The following is a 16,095-nucleotide window of genomic DNA, read 5'->3' as shown; positions in this document are numbered from 1 at the left end:
CGGCCCTCCGCCCACGCGCGACGCCCGCGTCATGCCCGCTTCCGCCTAAGCCATCACCGCTTGCGCACGGGCGCAATCGTTTTATCGAACCAGTCGTCGATCATCTGCTTTTCGTAGCGCAGCGGCTCCGAATCGAAGTAGTGACTGTACGTCTGCTGGTAATTCATGTCCTGCAGCTTCGCTTCGCCGCTCTTGATCACCTGGCCGTTCTGCTCCACCGCGTAGCGCAGGTCCATCCGGGGCCAGTCGGCGCGCCCGCTGATCACGCGCAGGTCGCGTCCGAGCCGGATGCTGGGAACGAGGCGGCCGGCCGGGTCGAAATCGGTGATCTCGATGCGCAGGTCCTGCCCCGGCGGCAGGTTCGCGCCCAGCTTCTTGAAGTGGTCGGAGATCTGCTCCAGCATGTCGTTGCGTTCCCAGGTCGGGAACGGCAGGTCGTGGAAATTCTCGGGGTGGATCCACGTCACGCTCACCGCAGCCGATGCATTGCCCGCGGCCAGCACCAGCAGGCCCGCCAGGGCCAGGGTTTTCATGAACGGTTTCATGATGTCTTCCTTTCGTCTTCCGTCATCCGTCATCTTTGCCGGATAAGATTCTTATACGCCTGTTCCCAGGGCGTTGTCCGTTACAAGATCGTCAAAGTTTGTATCGAAATGTTAGTCGGCGCACAGGTGCGCCGGGCGCTTGCACAGCACAATCGCGGGACGCGGTACAACCGAGCACAATGAAGGACACATCATGCCGGAAGGCCCGTCGCTGGTCATCCTCAAAGAACAGACGGCCCAATTCGTGGGCCAGGAAATCGTGCGCGCCGACGGCAATACGTGGGCCATCGACAAAACGCGCCTCGTCGGCCAGCCCATCGTCGCGCTGCGCACGTGGGGCAAGCATTTCCTCATCCAGATGCCGACGATGGTCGTGCGCATCCATTTCCTGCTGTTCGGCACCTATCGCGTGAACGAGCGGCGCGACAAGCCCCCGCGCCTGTCGCTCGGCTTCGCGGACGGCAGCGAGCTCAATTTCTATGCCTGCTCCGTGAAGGAAATCGACTGCGACATCGACGCCTACTACGACTGGGCCGCGGACGTGATGTCCGACGCGTGGGATCCGGCCAAGGCGCGCAAGAAGCTTCGTTCCGCGCCCGATACACTCGCCTGCGACGCCCTGCTCGACCAGGACATCTTCGCCGGTGTCGGCAACATCATCAAGAACGAGGTCCTGTTCCGCATCCGCGTGGACCCGCGCTCGACCGTGGGCGCGCTGCCGCCCGCCAAGCTGCGCGCCCTCGTGCAGGAGGCGCGCCAGTACAGCTTCGACTTCCTCGAATGGAAAAAGGAATTCACTCTCAAGAAGCATTGGCTGGCGCACAACCAGAAGACATGCCCCCGCTGCCACATCCCGTTCCACAAGGGACACCTCGGGCGGACGAACCGGCGCAGCTTCTGGTGCGAGCGCTGCCAGAAACTGTATCAATGAGCCAGCGCTGCGGCCCAAATGACAGGGAAGCAACACGTTGCGACATTGTGACTTGTTGCACCGCGTCATTAATATTTCTTGTTGTTAATGGTCGCTGCCCATACTACAATCATTTCGGACTGGTACTGCTCCAGTGCAATGCCATTGCTCTTTCCCGAACACTAAGCGATTGGATCGTCAAATGCCTTTCCTGTCCTCAACCGCGCCGAAGCTTGCACCATGGAAAGTTCTGCTCGTCGACGACGAACCGGACATCCATGACATCACCAAGCTGACACTCTCCCGTTTCCGCCTGGACGGACGCAGCCTGTCGTTCCTCCATGCGTACAGCGGCGCGGAAGCGAAGGAGATCCTCGCGCGCGAGAAGGACATCGCACTCGTGTTCCTGGACGTGGTCATGGAGCGCGAGGACAGCGGCCTGGAAGTGGCGCGCTGGATGCGCCAGGAGCTGGACAACCAGTTCACCCGCATCGTGCTGCGCACGGGCCAGCCAGGCCAGGCGCCCGAGGAACGCGTGATCGTCGATTACGACATCAACGATTACAAGGAAAAGACGGAACTCGACCGCACCAAGCTGTTCACGACGACGTTCGCCGCCCTGCGCGCCTACCGCGACATCATGAAGGTCGAGGACGCGCGCCGCGTCCAGCAGAACTACCGCGAGGGCCTGGAGCGCGTGATCTCCGCGTCAGCCCATCTGTTCAAGCAACGCAATCTGAAGGATTTCGCCAGCGGCCTGCTGCAGCAGGTCGTCGCACTGTTGCGCCTCGAGCAGAGCATGCTGCTGCGCGTGGCCGGCGCCAGCGTGATCACGGGCGAGAGCCAGTACGAGGTGCTGGCCCGCATCGGCGACGTGGGCGAGCAGGACATCGGCCCGGAACTGGTCGCCCAGCTGGACGAGGCGCGCCACAACCGCATCTCCAAGCTGCACGGCGACACCTACGTCGGCTATTTCCCGAACAACAGCGGCAAGGCGTCGCTTCTGGTGCTCAAGGGTGTCGAGGAAATCGACGAGGTCGACGTGCAATTGCTTGACGTGTTTTGCTCGGGCGTGGCCATCGCCTTCGACAACATCCTGCTGAACCAGGAAATCACGGACACGCAGGCCGAATTGATCCTGCGCCTCGGCGACGTCGTGGAGTCACGCTCGAACGAGGCCGGCAACCACGTGCGCCGCATGGCCCAGGTGTGCCATCTGCTGGCCCAGGAATCGGGCATGCCGGACGACGAGACGGCCGTGCTGATGCATGCGGCGCCGATGCACGACGTCGGCAAGATCGCCACGCCGGACGCCGTGCTCCTGAAGCCCGGCCGCCTGACGCCCGAGGAATGGGACGTCATGAAGCAGCACCCGACCATCGGCCTGCAGATCCTGGACGGCTCGCAGCGCCCGATCCTGAAGGCGGCCGCCGTGATCGCCCACCAGCACCACGAGAAATGGGACGGCAGCGGCTATCCGCAGGGCCTGAAGGGCGAGGACATCCACCCGTATGCCCGCATCGTGGCCGTGGCCGACGTGTTCGACGCCCTCACCCACGAGCGCGTATACAAGAAGGCGTGGCCGATCGACCAGGTGCGCGACTACCTGCACGAAGTGGCCGGCCAGCACCTCGACCCCTACTATGTCGACATCCTGATCCGCAATCTCGACAAGGCGGCGGAGATCAACGAGCGGTGGCCGGACTGACACAAACCGTCAAGCCACGACAAGCCCGACATTGTCGGGTAGTATGCTGGGCTTCGAGGCAACGTTGTCGCGACTGCCCTTCCTGCTCATGCGTATTCGAACCCGACTGCTGCTCCTGATTCTCGCGATCCTGGTGCCCGCCTTCGTCGCGGCGGTGCTGGCGGTCGGGTACGTCTACCAGGAAGAGCGACATGCCCAGGAGACGAGCGTCAAGGAAGCCGTACGCGCCTTCGCCCTCGTGGTCGACAACGAACTGGAAACGAAGGAAGGCATCCTGCGCGCGTTGGCGAATTCGCCCGCGCTGGCCCGCGGCGACCTCGACACCTTTTTCCACCACGCCAGCTCGCTCGCGCCGACCGCCGAGACGACGATCATCCTGCTCTCCACGGACGGCCGCCAACTGCTCAACACGCGCGCGGCGCCGGGCACGCCGCTGCCGACGCGGCGCGCATCGAACATCGGGGAACTGATGCAGCGAAACGGCGCCGACCGCACGCTGGTGTCCGACCTGTTCGTGTCGCCGCTCGGACGGCGCCACGACTTCGCGATCCAGGTGCCGGTGCACATCGACGGCCAGATCCGCTACTTCCTGTCGATGGGCGTGAACGCCGCCACGATGCAGGGCCTGCTGCTGGAACAGCGCTTCCCGGTGGAGTGGCAGGCCACGATCGTCGACCGCGGCGGCCGTGTCGTCGCGCGCACGCTCGATCCGGACCTGTACCGCGGACGACCGCTCAGCAGCGTGGCGATGGCGCAGTTCGCCGCCCGGCGCGAAGGCGTGTTCTCGAGCAAGAACCTGGCCGGCATCCCCGTGCAAGCCTTCTACAGCACCGTGCCAGGCTCGGACTGGAAGGTGCTCGTCAGCATCCCGACGGCGGACCTGCGCCGGGTGCCGCTGCATGCGGCGGCGTTCCTCGCGGCGATCATGGCCGTGCTCCTCGTGCTGGCGTCGGTGGGCGCGCGCTGGTTCGCGCGGCGCGCCGCGATTCCGATCGAATACCTGGGCCGCCGCGCCGAAGACCTGGGCGCCGGCCGCGAAGTGCGCTACGAGCCGCAAGGGGTCATCGAGATCGACGCGGTGGCGCAGCGCATGGCCGAGGCCAGCCGCCGGATCCTGACGGCGCAGGCAGAGCAGGAGCATCGCGTGGCCGACGCCGTCGCCGCCAGCGAGCGCGCCCAGACCGCCTTGGTGCGCGGCCAGAAGCTGGAAGCCCTCGGCCGCCTGACGGGCGGCATCGCGCACGAATTCAACAACCTGCTGCAGACGCTGACGACCGCGCTGCAGCTGGCCGCGCTGACGGCGAACCAGCCGAAGATGCTGAACCTGATCGACACGTGCAAGCGCACGGTCAGCCGCGCCACCGCGCTCACGACGCGCCTCGGGTCGTTCGGCCGCCTGCAGGACGCGCGCCTGTTGACGGTCGACCCGGCCGAGCAGGTGCGCAGCTCCGTCCAACTGCTGCGCGGCGTGCTGCGCCAGGGCACGCGCGTGGAAGTGCAGTGCGGCGACGACGTGTGGCCCGTGACCATCGATCCCGTACAGTTCGACCTGGCATTGCTGAACCTGGCGATCAACGCGCGCGACGCCATGCCGGAGGGCGGCCGCCTCGCCATCGAGGTGCACAACTGCACCCTGGAGCCGACCTTGGAACGCACGGGCGGCGACTACGTGCGCGTGCGCGTGACCGACACCGGCACGGGCATGCCGCCCGACGTGCTGGCACGCGCGCTCGACCCGTTCTTCACGACGAAGCCGCCGGGCCAGGGCTCCGGTCTCGGACTGCCCCAGGCTTACGCGTTCGCCACCCAGTCGCGCGGGTGGCTGACGGTGGCGAGCACCGTCGGCACTGGCACCACGATCGACATCTACCTGCCACGCTCGGAGCAACCACTGTCGGACGTGGCCGGACGCACGGACAGCCAGGCGCCGGGCCGCGGCAGCGGGCGCGTGCTGTTCGTGGAAGACGATCCGCTCGTGCGCGAGGCCGTCGTGCGCGGCCTGGAGGATTGCGGCTTCGACGTGATGGTCGCGGCCGACGGCGACAAGGCGCTCGCCATGCTCGACGCCGGGCTCGATGCCGACGTCGTGTTCTCCGACATCGTCATGCCCGGCAAGGTGAGCGGCATCGACCTGGCCGGCCTGCTGCGCGAGCGCCGTCCCGGCCTGCCCGTCGTGCTGGCCACCGGCTACACCGAGCAGCGCGCCGTGATCCCGGGCGTGCAGGTCCTCGCGAAGCCCTACGAGATCGACCAGCTGGTCGAACTGCTGGCTAACCTGTCCGCCGCCCGCTGACCCGTTACAGCGCCAAGGTCACGCGCTCGCCGGCGACGGCGACCGTGCACGTGGTGGCACCGAGCTTGCCGCCCGCCGCCGTGGCACAGTCGGCGCTGACCGGCTTGCCTTGCCAGTTGCCGTCGAAGCGTCCGTCGCCAGTGACGAGCGAGACCTCGTCGGCGATGACCTTGTCGCCATTGACGAAGATGTGGACGCGCGATGAATCGACCAGTTCGCCCCGGATGTTCAGCTTGCCGTCACGGCTCGTGTACTGATTTCCGGCCGCCGGCGCGACAGCGGCGCAACCGGAGATTGTAACGGCCAGCGCAGCCGCGATCGTGAAATTTGTTGACATCTTCATTTTATCTCCGCTCATCTTCGCGGTTCTCTTCAGGAACCGGAAATCATACCTATGTTCAAGCGGAAATACATATGCAAAACGATCAACTTGCCAGGTGTTTTTTTGCAATGAAAAATGCGCGGCGAGGCGCTTTCACAATGCCGCGTCCGACGGGCGTAGAATGCCTCCATGGAGGACAACCGCATGCAGACCCTGCCCTTGCGAATCGGCGCCGGCCACGACCTGCGCACCGTGCTCGACGCCCTCGTCGCGCAGCATCACGTGGAAGCCGCCTTCGTCCTGCAAGGCATCGGCAGCCTGTCGGTCGCGCGGCTGCGCTTCGCCGGCCGGTCGGAATTCACGGAATTGCGCGGCGACCTGGAAATCCTGACATTGGGTGGCTCACTGTCGCCGGACGGTCCGCACCTGCACGTGTCGGTAGCCGACGACGGCGGGCGGGTACTGGGTGGCCATCTCGGCCCGGGCTGCATCGTGCGCACGACGGCCGAGGTGCTCGTCGCGCTGCTGCCGCGCCATCGCTTCCGCCGCGAGTTCGACCCGGCGACGGGGTTCGATGAATTGTTCGTGAAGGCTTAAGAAAATAGACCGGTGCCGCAAAGCGCGTTGTCGCTTGCAGCACCGGCCAAGGAGCATCGGATCAGCTATTCAGCGTGCTCCCGGACGCCGACGATTTGCGCCGGGCGCGAGCCGCCATGCCCGCAAACGCCACGCCGAAGAGCGCGAGTGTCGACGGTTCGGGAACGGTAGCCGCCGAATCCACCTCGAAAGCGCCGGGCGTCAGCCCGGATGGCGAAAACCAGCCGGAGCCGTCATTGATGGCCTCGGGGTTCATGTCGCCAGTGGAATTCCAGTTCCACGCGACGGCATTGCCCATGCCACCCAGGCTTGCGGTAATCCAGTATTCCGTCCCTGCGAGGAGCATCAGGTTCAGGCTCGAGTTCAGGACCAGGGGCGCATTGTTGTTACCCAACAAGCCCAAGCTGCCTGGGGCGGTCGACCAGCTTTCCAGTACGGCGCCGGGCGCATTGCCCGCGTCGGCCGTGAGATTGATCGTCAACGACGTTCCCTGAGAACCTGGAAAGACTTCGGAGAGCGCGATCCGGAGCGAACCGAACACCGCGTTCGTGATGGGCGTAAAACTGTCTCCTTCCGAGTAAATACTTCCGTCGAACCCGTCGCCCACGACGTTGCCGCTGCTGACGTTGTACGTGGATCCCGGGCCGAAATTGGAAAAAATAACGGCGGCCAACGCATGCGACGATATGCCCATGCTCAGCGCGCACATCCCCAGATACTTGGAAAAATTAATCAAATATTTTTTCATGAAAATCCCCTTCTTGTGTGCCGTGAAAATCAGCCGGATGTCGAGAAGACATCCGGCCCGATCGTTGATTATGGGACGGACGTAAATACCGGGAATGACGGAATCCCCGCCCCCACTGCAACGACGGAATATCGGCCCGCCGGCATGCCGGCCGGGGTGTGGAAATCCACCGTTTCGGGGCCTGGGCCGACATTGGTATGGCTCCAATTCGTCGAACGGGTGTAATAGACCAGGCCGGTCACCGTGTTCGTCAATCGGATAATCGGATAGTTTTCATCGCTCTCGGCATCATCGCCATAGCTGGAACCCGCCGACTGGCCATTGAGTTGCTGACCCCCGAGCGTGAAATTGCCGCCGCCGTTATTAAGGATTTGATTGACGACAGGCCGCATTGCCGGATTCACGGGCCCGTCTGGCGTGTAGATCCATAATTGGTTGAAGCCGTCCGTGAGGAGCAATTGCCCGGTTGGAAGCATCAACATGCGTGTTACGAAGCAGGGGATCTGGTCGAGCTGATTCTGGAGGGCTGCCGGCACGCCGGGAAGTGGCGTAATCGTGTTCGTACTCGGGTTGTAGTCGAACAGGTGGGTTGGCGTACTAAACAGTTGGGACGTGGGGCTCGCGGCAAAAATGACGTGCCCATTTGGCAGGATTGCCCCTGCGGCATCATAGGCGCCCCAGCCTGGATTGGAGGGTCCGGCAGACCACGTATTCGTCGCGGGGTTGTAAAAAGCCGTGTTGTCGTTTGCGCCAATCTGGAAAATCCGTCCATCCTGCAAGCGGAACGCAGGGCCCATTTCAAAACCCAGGAAGGCGCTGCTCAACTGCGGAATTGTCCCGTTGGCCGTACCGTTACTTGGGCTGATATCGCGCCATGTATTCGTTGTGGGATTGAAGGCCTCGGCGTATGCGCCCCCAGTGGAAATGCTTTGAAACAGGTCATATGTCAGGACCTGCCCATTACCCATTTTGACCCAGGTTTCTTCGTCGCTCCGATCGTTGTTCACCTTGCTGATCGGCGGGCCCCACGTGTTGGTCGCGATATCGTAGAGCCGGCTCGTGTTGTTCACTAAATTCCCGGCAAGGATCTTGTCGCCGTTCAACAGCATCGACGGGTCGTCACCAAAACATCCCGCCGGACATTCAGGCTGCGGCGGGTATGGCGCGATCGGGGACCATGTGTTCGTCAGCGGGTTGTAGACTTCGCCCGTGTTCGTCCATGTCGCGATGTTATTGACGTACTCGCCTCCCAACACCCAAACCCTGCCATCACGCAGAACGTGGGAAGCAAAATAAAGACGCGCAACACTAGTCGGGGCGGCCAAAGAAAACGTTCCGGCGATATAACTGCCAAGCGCGTTAGGGCTAAGTATTTGCCACTGAGCACCGTTGCCCTGCATCATCACTCTCCCATCGCTCAGCAATAACATCGTGCCGCTGCCGGCGGGTGCGAGATTGGTCACGGGGGTCCAGCTTGCCGCGTAGCTCGCGCCGGTACTGGCCGCAAGCACGGTGAAGAGCAACAATATCCGTCTCAGGATACGCAAGCGCAATGCGTCGGCCCAGGCATGAACCGAATTTCCCAATCGATTTTCCATATATCCTCCGGTGTGACTGCGCAAAATCTCCCCAACATCTCCCAGTTACGCGTGCCGCTCGGCGCATTGAAATATCGACGGCCTCGATTATTCAATCGACAATGACCGCCCGGATTATGCAATCAAGCTAAACCCTTTTGCATATAACCGTCCGGATGCACGCCAGCGAAACGTAAGCAAGCAATATGCCATAAATACTAATCCGTATTTTTCAGTTAGTTAGACAAAGCAACTCAAAATAATCGGGGCGAATGTAAATTTTCTCGACAAAAAACGCGAGCAGCGAGCAATAACAAACGGAAACTAATTCCCGGGTTTTGCGGCATTTAACGCCGAATGCATAAAAATTAGCAGCGCCGTTGTGGGCAGACTACCGACTCGCTCAATCTCGGCGCATGTTCTGTACGAAGCCTTGTTTTGCGCCGAAAAAAAGATTCTTCGAACAATTGCAACGAACGCATTCAAGGCAAACCCGGATTAATCTCCATGAAATAAGAGTAAAATTGATTTTTGCCAAACTATTTTGGTAAAACAGAATTTTTTTAGCCGCACATTCAACGGTACGATCGATGCACCGGCCCTCCACCGACGACAGCCGGGCACCCAAGCCCGCGCCGCTGTCGCTCGCCCGTGGAAGCAGTTCGTCAACGTGGCCAAGCCATACTGGCTCGGCGAAGAAAAGAAACGGCCTGGACCCTGCTCCTGGGTGCGCGTCGCGCTGCTGCCGCGCCATCGCTTCCGGCGCGAGTTCGACCCGGCAACGGGCTTCGATGAGTCGTTCGTGAAGGTTGACGCTTCCCGTCTGCTACGGCATCCGGAACGCTCGATTGCGCACCCAGTCCGCAAACTCGCCGGCCGGCAGCGGCGGCGCGACGTAGAAGCCCTGCGCTTCGTCGCAGCCGTAGCCGGCGAGCGCGTCCCAGATTTCCCGGCTGGCGGTGCCCTCGGCCACGACCGCCATCCCGAGGTCATGGGCCAGGTCGATGGTCGCTTTGACGATGGCCGCCGCACGCTTGTCGGTGAGCATGGTCGTCGTGAAACCGTGGTCGATCTTGATGACGTCCACTGGCAGCATCGTCAAGTAATTCAACGAGGAATAACCGGTCCCGAAATCGTCGATGAAGAGCTGGAAGCCGAGCTGGCTCAAGGCATTCAGCTGCGCGATCGATGTGCCCGGGTCAGCGATGAGGCTGCTTTCCGTGATTTCCAGCCCGATCCAGTCGGGTGAACCGCCCCAGTCCGCCAGTAGGGTTTGCAGCTGATGCGCGATGTTGCCCGCGTTCAGGTTTCGGGTCGACAGATTGACGGCGATCGGCACCGCCATGCCCTCCTGGCGCCAGGCATACGACTGGCGAACGGCTTCGCGCAGCACGTGCGCCGTCAACGCATGGATCAGTTCGGTCGATTCGATCAGCGGTATGAATTCCGACGGCGGCACCAGCCCGCGCGCCGGGTGCCGCCAGCGCACGAGCGCTTCGGCGCCGATGACCGCGCCGCTCGCCATCGCCACCTTGGGCTGGCAATACAGTTCGATCTGCCCCGCGCCGAGCGCATGGCGGAATTCGCCCAGGAGGGCCAGCCGTTGCGGGTCGTAAGGATCGGCGACGGGCGCGTAGACCATTGTGCTGAGCCCGTCCTGGCGGGCCTGGAACGCCGCCACATCGGCGTTCCGCAGCAGGCCGGCCGGATCACCCGCATGCCGCGGCGCCACCGCGATGCCGACGTGAACGCCGATCTCGTAGCGCACGCCGGCGATCAGGAACGTGCTTTCGAATGCCCGCACAATGGCCTCCGCCTCCTGTTGCGCGGCGTGTGTGTGCGTTTCTGGCAGCAGCGCGGTGAACTGTGCGTTGGCGGTGCGCGCAAGATACACATCGTCTCCCAGCAGCCTGGCGATCCGCTGTGCCACGTCGCGCAGCAACTGATCGCCGTTCAGGTGGCCGAGCGTCAGATTAATCTGCCGGAAATGGGCCAGGTCGATCGCGAGCACTGCGACCGGCAGCGCCCGCTCGTCCGCGTCGAACGTGGCCGCCAGCTGGCGCCGCACCGCGACACGGTTCGGCAAGCCCGTGATCTCGTCGAAGAAGGCGAGGTGCCGGACTTCCTGCTGCGCACGCCGGATGTCGGTGACGTCCCGGACCACGCCGACGATCCGGGTCGGCGTGCCGTCGGCGCCGGGCGCGGCGTCGGCCAGCGAATGCACGTGCCGAATGTAGCCGACGCCCATGACCCGGTATTCGCAGTCGTAGCGCGCCCCGGGGACGTGCAGCGCACGGTCGAGGGTGCCGAGCACGCGCGGCAAGTCGTCCGGATGGATGTGCTGGAACAGGTCCTCGACCCGGATCGGCTTGCCGTCCTCGCTCAAGTGGAATATGCGGCAGATCTCGGGCGAGGTGGTCTCTACGATGCCGGTTCGCATGTCCACGGCCCAGATGCCCAGGTGGGCGATTTCCTGGGCATGGCTCAGGTCGGCCCGGGTGCGCAGAAGTTGTTCGTGCAGGCCGCGCTGCGCGTCGTCCGACGGACCCTGCCCGATCAACAAGATGGCGGTACCGCCGCCGGCGCCGTCGATCCGCAGGCAGCGCGTGTGTCCGTGCGCCGGCTGGCCGTCGTGCCGTTCCGGCTGGACGTCCTCGAGCAGCGCCGCGCCGTCGCGCAGCGTGCGCTCGAGCGCGGCACGCACCCGCGCGCGGTGTTCGGCGGCGTACAGCGACAGGATGCCGGCGCCGTCCTGCCCGGCACAGCGGGCGCCGAACAGCCGCCTGGCGCACGCATTGGCATCGATCAGACGGAACGTGGCGCCATCGCACGACACCATCGGCACCGGCGCATGAGTGAATGCGATGCGGTAGCCGTCGCGCTTGCAGACATCGTGCATGGTCCCACTCCTGGCCGGCGCTTTGCCACGCTCATTGCTGGATGCGAATCGTCGGCGTCACCGACATCCCCGCGCGCAGCTGCGCCGCCAGCGCCTGGCCGGAATCGATGCGGATGCGGACGGGCAGGCGCTGGACGATCTTCGTGAAGTTGCCGTTCGCGTTGACGGGCGCAACGGCGGCGTACGTGGCGCCGCTGGCCGGTCCGAGGCTGTCCACCGTGCCCTTCAGCGTCGCGCCGGGCAAGGCGTCCACCGCAATGTCGACGGCCTGCCCCTCGCGGATTCGCGCCAGCTGGGTTTCGCGGAAGTTGGCCGTGACGTAGACCTGGTCGAGCGGGACGATTGCCAGCAGCGGTTTGCCCGCATTGACGAACGCGCCCACCCGCACGGATTTCTGCCCGACCGTGCCGCCGACCGGCGCCCGGATCTGCGTGTACGACAGCTTCAGGTCCGCCGCGGCGCGCGCGGCTTGCGCCTGGACCAGCGCCGCCCGCGCCTTGCCGAGCTCCGCCTTCAGGATGTCGCGCCGCTGGCGCGCAGCCTGCAGGCCGGCCTGGCTCTTGTCTCGCGCCGCCGACTGGATGCCCGACTGCGCCTCGGCCTGTTGCAACGCCTGCACGGAGCCGGAGCCGTCCGCCGCCAGGTTGCGATACCGCGTCTGGTTAGCGCGCGCCAGCGTGAGCGCGGCGTCGTCCGCCGCGACGCCCGCCTGCGCCTGGCGGATCGCAATGTCCTGTTGCACCAGCTGCGCTTCCAGGCTGGCGATGCCGGCTTCGGCGGCGGCCACCTGCGCCTTCGCCGCGTCGACCGCGATGCCGAAATCGCGGTCGTCGATGACCGCGAGCAGGTCGCCCGCGTTGACGCGCTGGTTGTCGTGCACCGGGACGGCGTTCACCGTCCCCGACACCTGCGGCGCCACGACCGTGAAGTCCGCTTGCACGTAGGCGTCGTCCGTGGACTGGGCCGGCCCGCTGGATTCGGGACGGTCGAGGTAGAGGACCAGGCCGGCGGCCGCTGCGAGCAGCAGCGCCGCGGCGGCGATCCTGGCGTTCTTGGGGAGGGCCATGATGGTTACTCGTGTGTCGAAGGTGAAGTGGAGGAAGGCGCCGGGATGCGGGTCAGCCGCAACGCCAGCGGAATCAGCAGGATGGCCAGGACGCCCAGCGCGCGGTAGGCGTCGGCGACCGACAGCACCTGCGCCTGCTGGCCCACGATGCCGGCCAGCGGGAACGGCTCGGGCGCGAGGGCGTTGACGGCGAGGCCGGCATGGTCCAGCAGCGCGTCCGCATGGAAGCGGCCGCGCACGGTCATGAGCTGCCCGACCGCCGCCGCGCCGAGCAGCGAGCCGAACGCACGCAGCGTGTTGACCACGCCGGACACGTATGGACCTTCCGGCGGCTGCACGACGCTGGTGGCGAGGAACAGCATCGACACCACCGCCATCGGCTGGCCGAACGCCTGCAGCGCCTGGACGGCGGCGAACTGGCCGGCGTTCCAGTCCGCGGTCAGCCGCGCACCCGTAAAGCAGGCCAACGCGATCAGCAGCAGGCCCAGGGCGAACACGATGCGCGCATCGGCCCAGCGCTGGTACAGCAGCAGCGCCACGAGCGGCCCCAGGATCAGTTGCGGCAGCGCGACGTCCAGGCCGATCGATGCCATCTGCAGGGGGCGGTAGTCCTGAATGCGCCCGAGATAGCTGATCGGCAGCAGGGAACTCGACATGAGCGCGACGAGCAGGAAGACGAAGATCGTGAAGCCCAGCCCCAGGTTGCGGCGGCCGAGAATCTGCAGCTTGACGAATGGCGACGGGTGATACCACTCGGTCAGCAGGTAGACTGCCAGCAGCGCCAGCCCCGCGACCAGCGCGGCCGTGATCAGGCGCGAATGCAGCCAGTCCAGCCGCACGCCCTGGTCCAGGGCGACGGCGATGAGGCCGAGGGCCGGCACGCCGAACGCCATGCCCGCCCAGTTGGCCTCGCGCAGGCGGCCGGGCTGGACCGGTTCGCGCGGCAGTCCCCACGCCACCAGCAAGCCCGCCGCCACGGCGAGCGGCACACTTTGCCAGTACACCCAGCGCAGGCCGTCGCCGCCGCTCCACTGCCCGGCCAGCCAGATCGAGACGTTCGGCGCGAACGTCGCCGTCATCGCATACATCGCCAGTCCGTACAGCCGGACGGGCGCCGGCAGGGACTTCAGCGCCACCATCATCAACAGCGGGATCATGGCGCCGCCGGCGATGCCCTGCACGAAGCGCAACCCGAGCAGCAGGCCGACGCCGTGGATCGACGGCAGCAGCGCGGCCACCAGCGTGCACACGGCAAGCATCCACAGTTCGAAACGGCGCACCGACAGCGTGACGGCGAACCACGCCGCGAATGGCATTGCGATCAGTTCGCCGGCGTTATAGGCCGTCGTCAGCCAGGAGGCGTCGTCGAGGCCGAAGCCGAGCGCGCCGCGCACGTCCGCCAGCGCGATGGCGCCGACGCGGTTGTTCATGCCCGCCATCATCGCGGCGATGAAGATGCCGAGCAAGCCCGCCATCGGGCGGCCGGCCGCGGGGGCGCTCATCGCGCGTCTCCCGCTTGCAGGTCCCAGCCGCCGCCGAGCGATTTGTAGAGGTTGACAAGGGCCAGCGTGAGGCCCGTCGTGCTGTCGTTGAGGGCGCCCTGGCTGGCCAGCACGTTGCGTTGCGCGGTGAGCACGGTGAGGTAGTCGGCGGCGCCGTTCCGATAGCCGCGCTCGGCGGCGAGCAACGCCTGCCGGTTCTGTTCGCAGGCCTCCAGCAGTTCCGCGTGCTGCTCCTGCCCGGCCGCCCAGGCATCGAGGGCGTTATCGACTTCATGCCAGGCCTGCAGCACCGTCTTCCGGTAAGCGAGCGCGGCCGTTTTCTGGCCGGATTCGCTCAAGGCGAGACGCTGCTTCAGGCGCCCGCCTTCGAAGATCGGCAGATAGATGGTCGGGCCGACCGAGAAAAAGCGCGAATCCCAGCTGGCCAGATCGCCGCTGTCGAAGGCTTCCAGGCCGAACCGCCCTTTCAAGGCGAGGCGCGGGTAAAAGTCGGCCTTGGCCACGCCGATGGCCGCCGTGGCGGCGTGCACCTGCGCCTCGGCCCGCAGGATGTCGGGACGCCTGCGCGCCAGCGCCGACGGCACGCCGAGCGGCACGCTGGCCGGCAGCGGCGGCAGGTCGCGCGCGTCGCCCAGCGTCGCATCGAGCGCGCGCGGCTTGTCTCCCAGCAGCAGGGCAAGCGCATTCAGCAGGCTGTTGCGGCGCTCGGCGAGCTTCGGGATCATACCTCGCGTAGTAGCGAGCTGGGCGCGCGCGGTGGCCATCTCGAACTCGGTCGCGACGCCGTTGCGCCGGCGGCTTTCCGTCAGGCCGAGGATGCGCTCGGCCACCGCCTGGTTGTCGCGGGCGATGGCGAGCTGCGCCTGGGTGCCGCGCAACTGCAGATACGTGCGCCCCACCTCGGCGGCCAGGGCCACGCGTGCCGCCTCGCGTTCGTACACGGTGGCCTCGAGGGCCGCCGCCGCGCCTTCGCGTGCGCGCTGCGCGCGGCCCCACAGGTCGATCTCCCAGCCCGCATCGAATCCCACCTGCCAGAAGTTGCTCGGACTGGACGGCGCACCGAGCGCGGCAAGCTTGCCGTGTTCGCTCAGCGCTTCCCGCGCGAAGCCGGCGCCCGCCGCGACGGTGGGCAGCAGTTGCGCCGCCGCGATGCCCAGCTGCGCCCGGCTCTGCTCGATGCGCTCCACGGCGATCTTGAAGTCCAGGTTGCCGTCTTGCGCGCGCGCCTGCAGTTCGGTCAGCATCGGGTCATTGAACAGCACCCACCACTTGGACGGCACCGCCGCATCGGTGGCCGGGACGCCGGCGGCATAGTCGGGCCTCGGGACCAGCACCGCGCCTCCCAGGCCGCTGTCCGGCTTCACGAAGTCGGGCCCGGCGGCGCAGCCCGACAACAGGAGGGTGCACAGCGCCGTGCCGGCCAGCGTCAGGGTGTTCATGGCGGTCAGAACAGGCCGGACTTGTCGACGCCGAACGCCTTGTCGTAGGTGCCCGGCACGAGCCGGAAACCGACATTGACGCGGTTCCAGGCGTTGATGGACATGACGAGGAAGGTCAGGTCGGACAAATCCTTCTCCGACAGCTCCGCACGCACTTGTTCGTAGACGTCGTCGGGCACGCCGTCGGCAGGCAGCCGGGTCAGGATCTCGGCCCACGCCAGCGCGGCGCGTTCGCGCGGGCTGAACAGGGTCGATTCGCGCCAGGCGGCGACGTGATGCAGCCTGAGCGGCCGTTCGCCGTGCTGGGTCGCTTCCTTGACGTGCATGTCGACGCAGAAGGCGCAGCCGTTGATCTGCGAGGCGCGGAGGTCCACGAGATCGCGGATCGTCTCCTCGATGGCCGAATGTCTCAGCGCCAGGCTGAAGTCGACGAATTTCTTGAACAGCTCGGGCGAATTTTTCTGGTAATCGATGCGTTGTGACATGATG

At 65.4% G+C, this 16,095-nt stretch carries 13 protein-coding genes; 4 read left to right on the top strand and 9 right to left on the bottom strand.

Annotation, left to right across the window (positions count from 1 at the left end; translation table 11 throughout):
- Nucleotides 1-53: 53 nt before the first annotated feature.
- The gene (locus tag NX784_RS06290) at nucleotides 54-533 is read right to left on the bottom strand and encodes a DUF3016 domain-containing protein (protein ID WP_258815811.1); all 480 of its coding nucleotides are present in this window, start codon (nucleotides 531-533) and stop codon (nucleotides 54-56) included.
- Between the two features lie 205 nt (nucleotides 534-738).
- Between NX784_RS06290 and NX784_RS06285 the strand changes: the two genes are divergently transcribed.
- The 3 genes from NX784_RS06285 (at nucleotide 739) to NX784_RS06275 (ending at nucleotide 5,456) form a co-directional block, all read left to right on the top strand.
- Nucleotides 739-1,476 (top strand): DNA-formamidopyrimidine glycosylase family protein, encoded by a 738-nt coding sequence (locus NX784_RS06285; RefSeq protein WP_258815810.1) that lies wholly within the window; start codon nucleotides 739-741, stop codon nucleotides 1,474-1,476.
- Between the two features lie 181 nt (nucleotides 1,477-1,657).
- Nucleotides 1,658-3,163 (top strand): HD domain-containing phosphohydrolase, encoded by a 1,506-nt coding sequence (locus NX784_RS06280; protein ID WP_258815809.1) that lies wholly within the window; start codon nucleotides 1,658-1,660, stop codon nucleotides 3,161-3,163.
- Nucleotides 3,164-3,251: 88 nt separating this feature from the next.
- Complete coding sequence (locus NX784_RS06275; RefSeq protein ID WP_258815808.1) at nucleotides 3,252-5,456, top strand: hybrid sensor histidine kinase/response regulator; 2,205 nt, start codon at nucleotides 3,252-3,254, stop codon at nucleotides 5,454-5,456.
- Between the two features lie 4 nt (nucleotides 5,457-5,460).
- Here the strand turns inward: NX784_RS06275 and NX784_RS06270 are convergent, their stop codons facing one another.
- Nucleotides 5,461-5,799 (bottom strand): hypothetical protein, encoded by a 339-nt coding sequence (locus tag NX784_RS06270; protein ID WP_258815807.1) that lies wholly within the window; start codon nucleotides 5,797-5,799, stop codon nucleotides 5,461-5,463.
- Between the two features lie 183 nt (nucleotides 5,800-5,982).
- Between NX784_RS06270 and NX784_RS06265 the strand changes: the two genes are divergently transcribed.
- Complete coding sequence (locus NX784_RS06265; protein WP_258815806.1) at nucleotides 5,983-6,375, top strand: PPC domain-containing DNA-binding protein; 393 nt, start codon at nucleotides 5,983-5,985, stop codon at nucleotides 6,373-6,375.
- A 61-nt stretch (nucleotides 6,376-6,436) separates the two neighbouring features.
- Here the strand turns inward: NX784_RS06265 and NX784_RS06260 are convergent, their stop codons facing one another.
- The 7 genes from NX784_RS06260 to NX784_RS06230 all read right to left on the bottom strand — a co-directional run bounded on the left by NX784_RS06260 (nucleotide 6,437) and on the right by NX784_RS06230 (nucleotide 16,091).
- A complete protein-coding gene (locus NX784_RS06260; protein WP_258815805.1) occupies nucleotides 6,437-7,123 on the bottom strand; it encodes a PEP-CTERM sorting domain-containing protein in 687 nt (228 codons plus the stop codon).
- Between the two features lie 68 nt (nucleotides 7,124-7,191).
- Entirely contained in the window at nucleotides 7,192-8,721 is a 1,530-nt protein-coding gene (locus tag NX784_RS06255; protein WP_258815804.1) for a Kelch repeat-containing protein, read from the bottom strand.
- A gap of 805 nt (nucleotides 8,722-9,526) precedes the next feature.
- Nucleotides 9,527-11,599 carry a putative bifunctional diguanylate cyclase/phosphodiesterase gene (locus tag NX784_RS06250; RefSeq protein WP_258815803.1) on the bottom strand — a complete coding sequence of 691 codons (2,073 nt, stop codon included), beginning with the start codon at nucleotides 11,597-11,599 and terminating at the stop codon, nucleotides 9,527-9,529.
- A 31-nt stretch (nucleotides 11,600-11,630) separates the two neighbouring features.
- On the bottom strand, nucleotides 11,631-12,665 hold the full coding sequence (locus tag NX784_RS06245; RefSeq protein WP_258815802.1) for an HlyD family secretion protein: 1,035 nt from the start codon (nucleotides 12,663-12,665) through the stop codon (nucleotides 11,631-11,633).
- Nucleotides 12,666-12,670: 5 nt separating this feature from the next.
- Nucleotides 12,671-14,167, bottom strand: a complete 1,497-nt coding sequence (locus NX784_RS06240) for an MFS transporter (RefSeq protein ID WP_258815801.1) — start codon at nucleotides 14,165-14,167, stop codon at nucleotides 12,671-12,673.
- Nucleotides 14,164-15,606: an efflux transporter outer membrane subunit gene (locus NX784_RS06235; protein ID WP_258815800.1), complete on the bottom strand. Its 1,443-nt coding sequence runs from the start codon at nucleotides 15,604-15,606 to the stop codon at nucleotides 14,164-14,166. Before NX784_RS06235 ends, NX784_RS06240 begins: the two co-directional genes overlap by 4 nt.
- Nucleotides 15,607-15,611: 5 nt before the next feature.
- Entirely contained in the window at nucleotides 15,612-16,091 is a 480-nt protein-coding gene (locus NX784_RS06230; RefSeq protein WP_258815799.1) for a carboxymuconolactone decarboxylase family protein, read from the bottom strand.
- Nucleotides 16,092-16,095 lie beyond the last annotated feature (4 nt).

It is taken from the genome of Massilia pinisoli, assembly GCF_024753285.1.
Lineage (GTDB): Bacteria > Pseudomonadota > Gammaproteobacteria > Burkholderiales > Burkholderiaceae_D > Telluria > Telluria pinisoli.
Note: the sequence above shows the minus strand (reverse complement) of the source record. Positions and strands in the feature narration are given on the sequence as shown.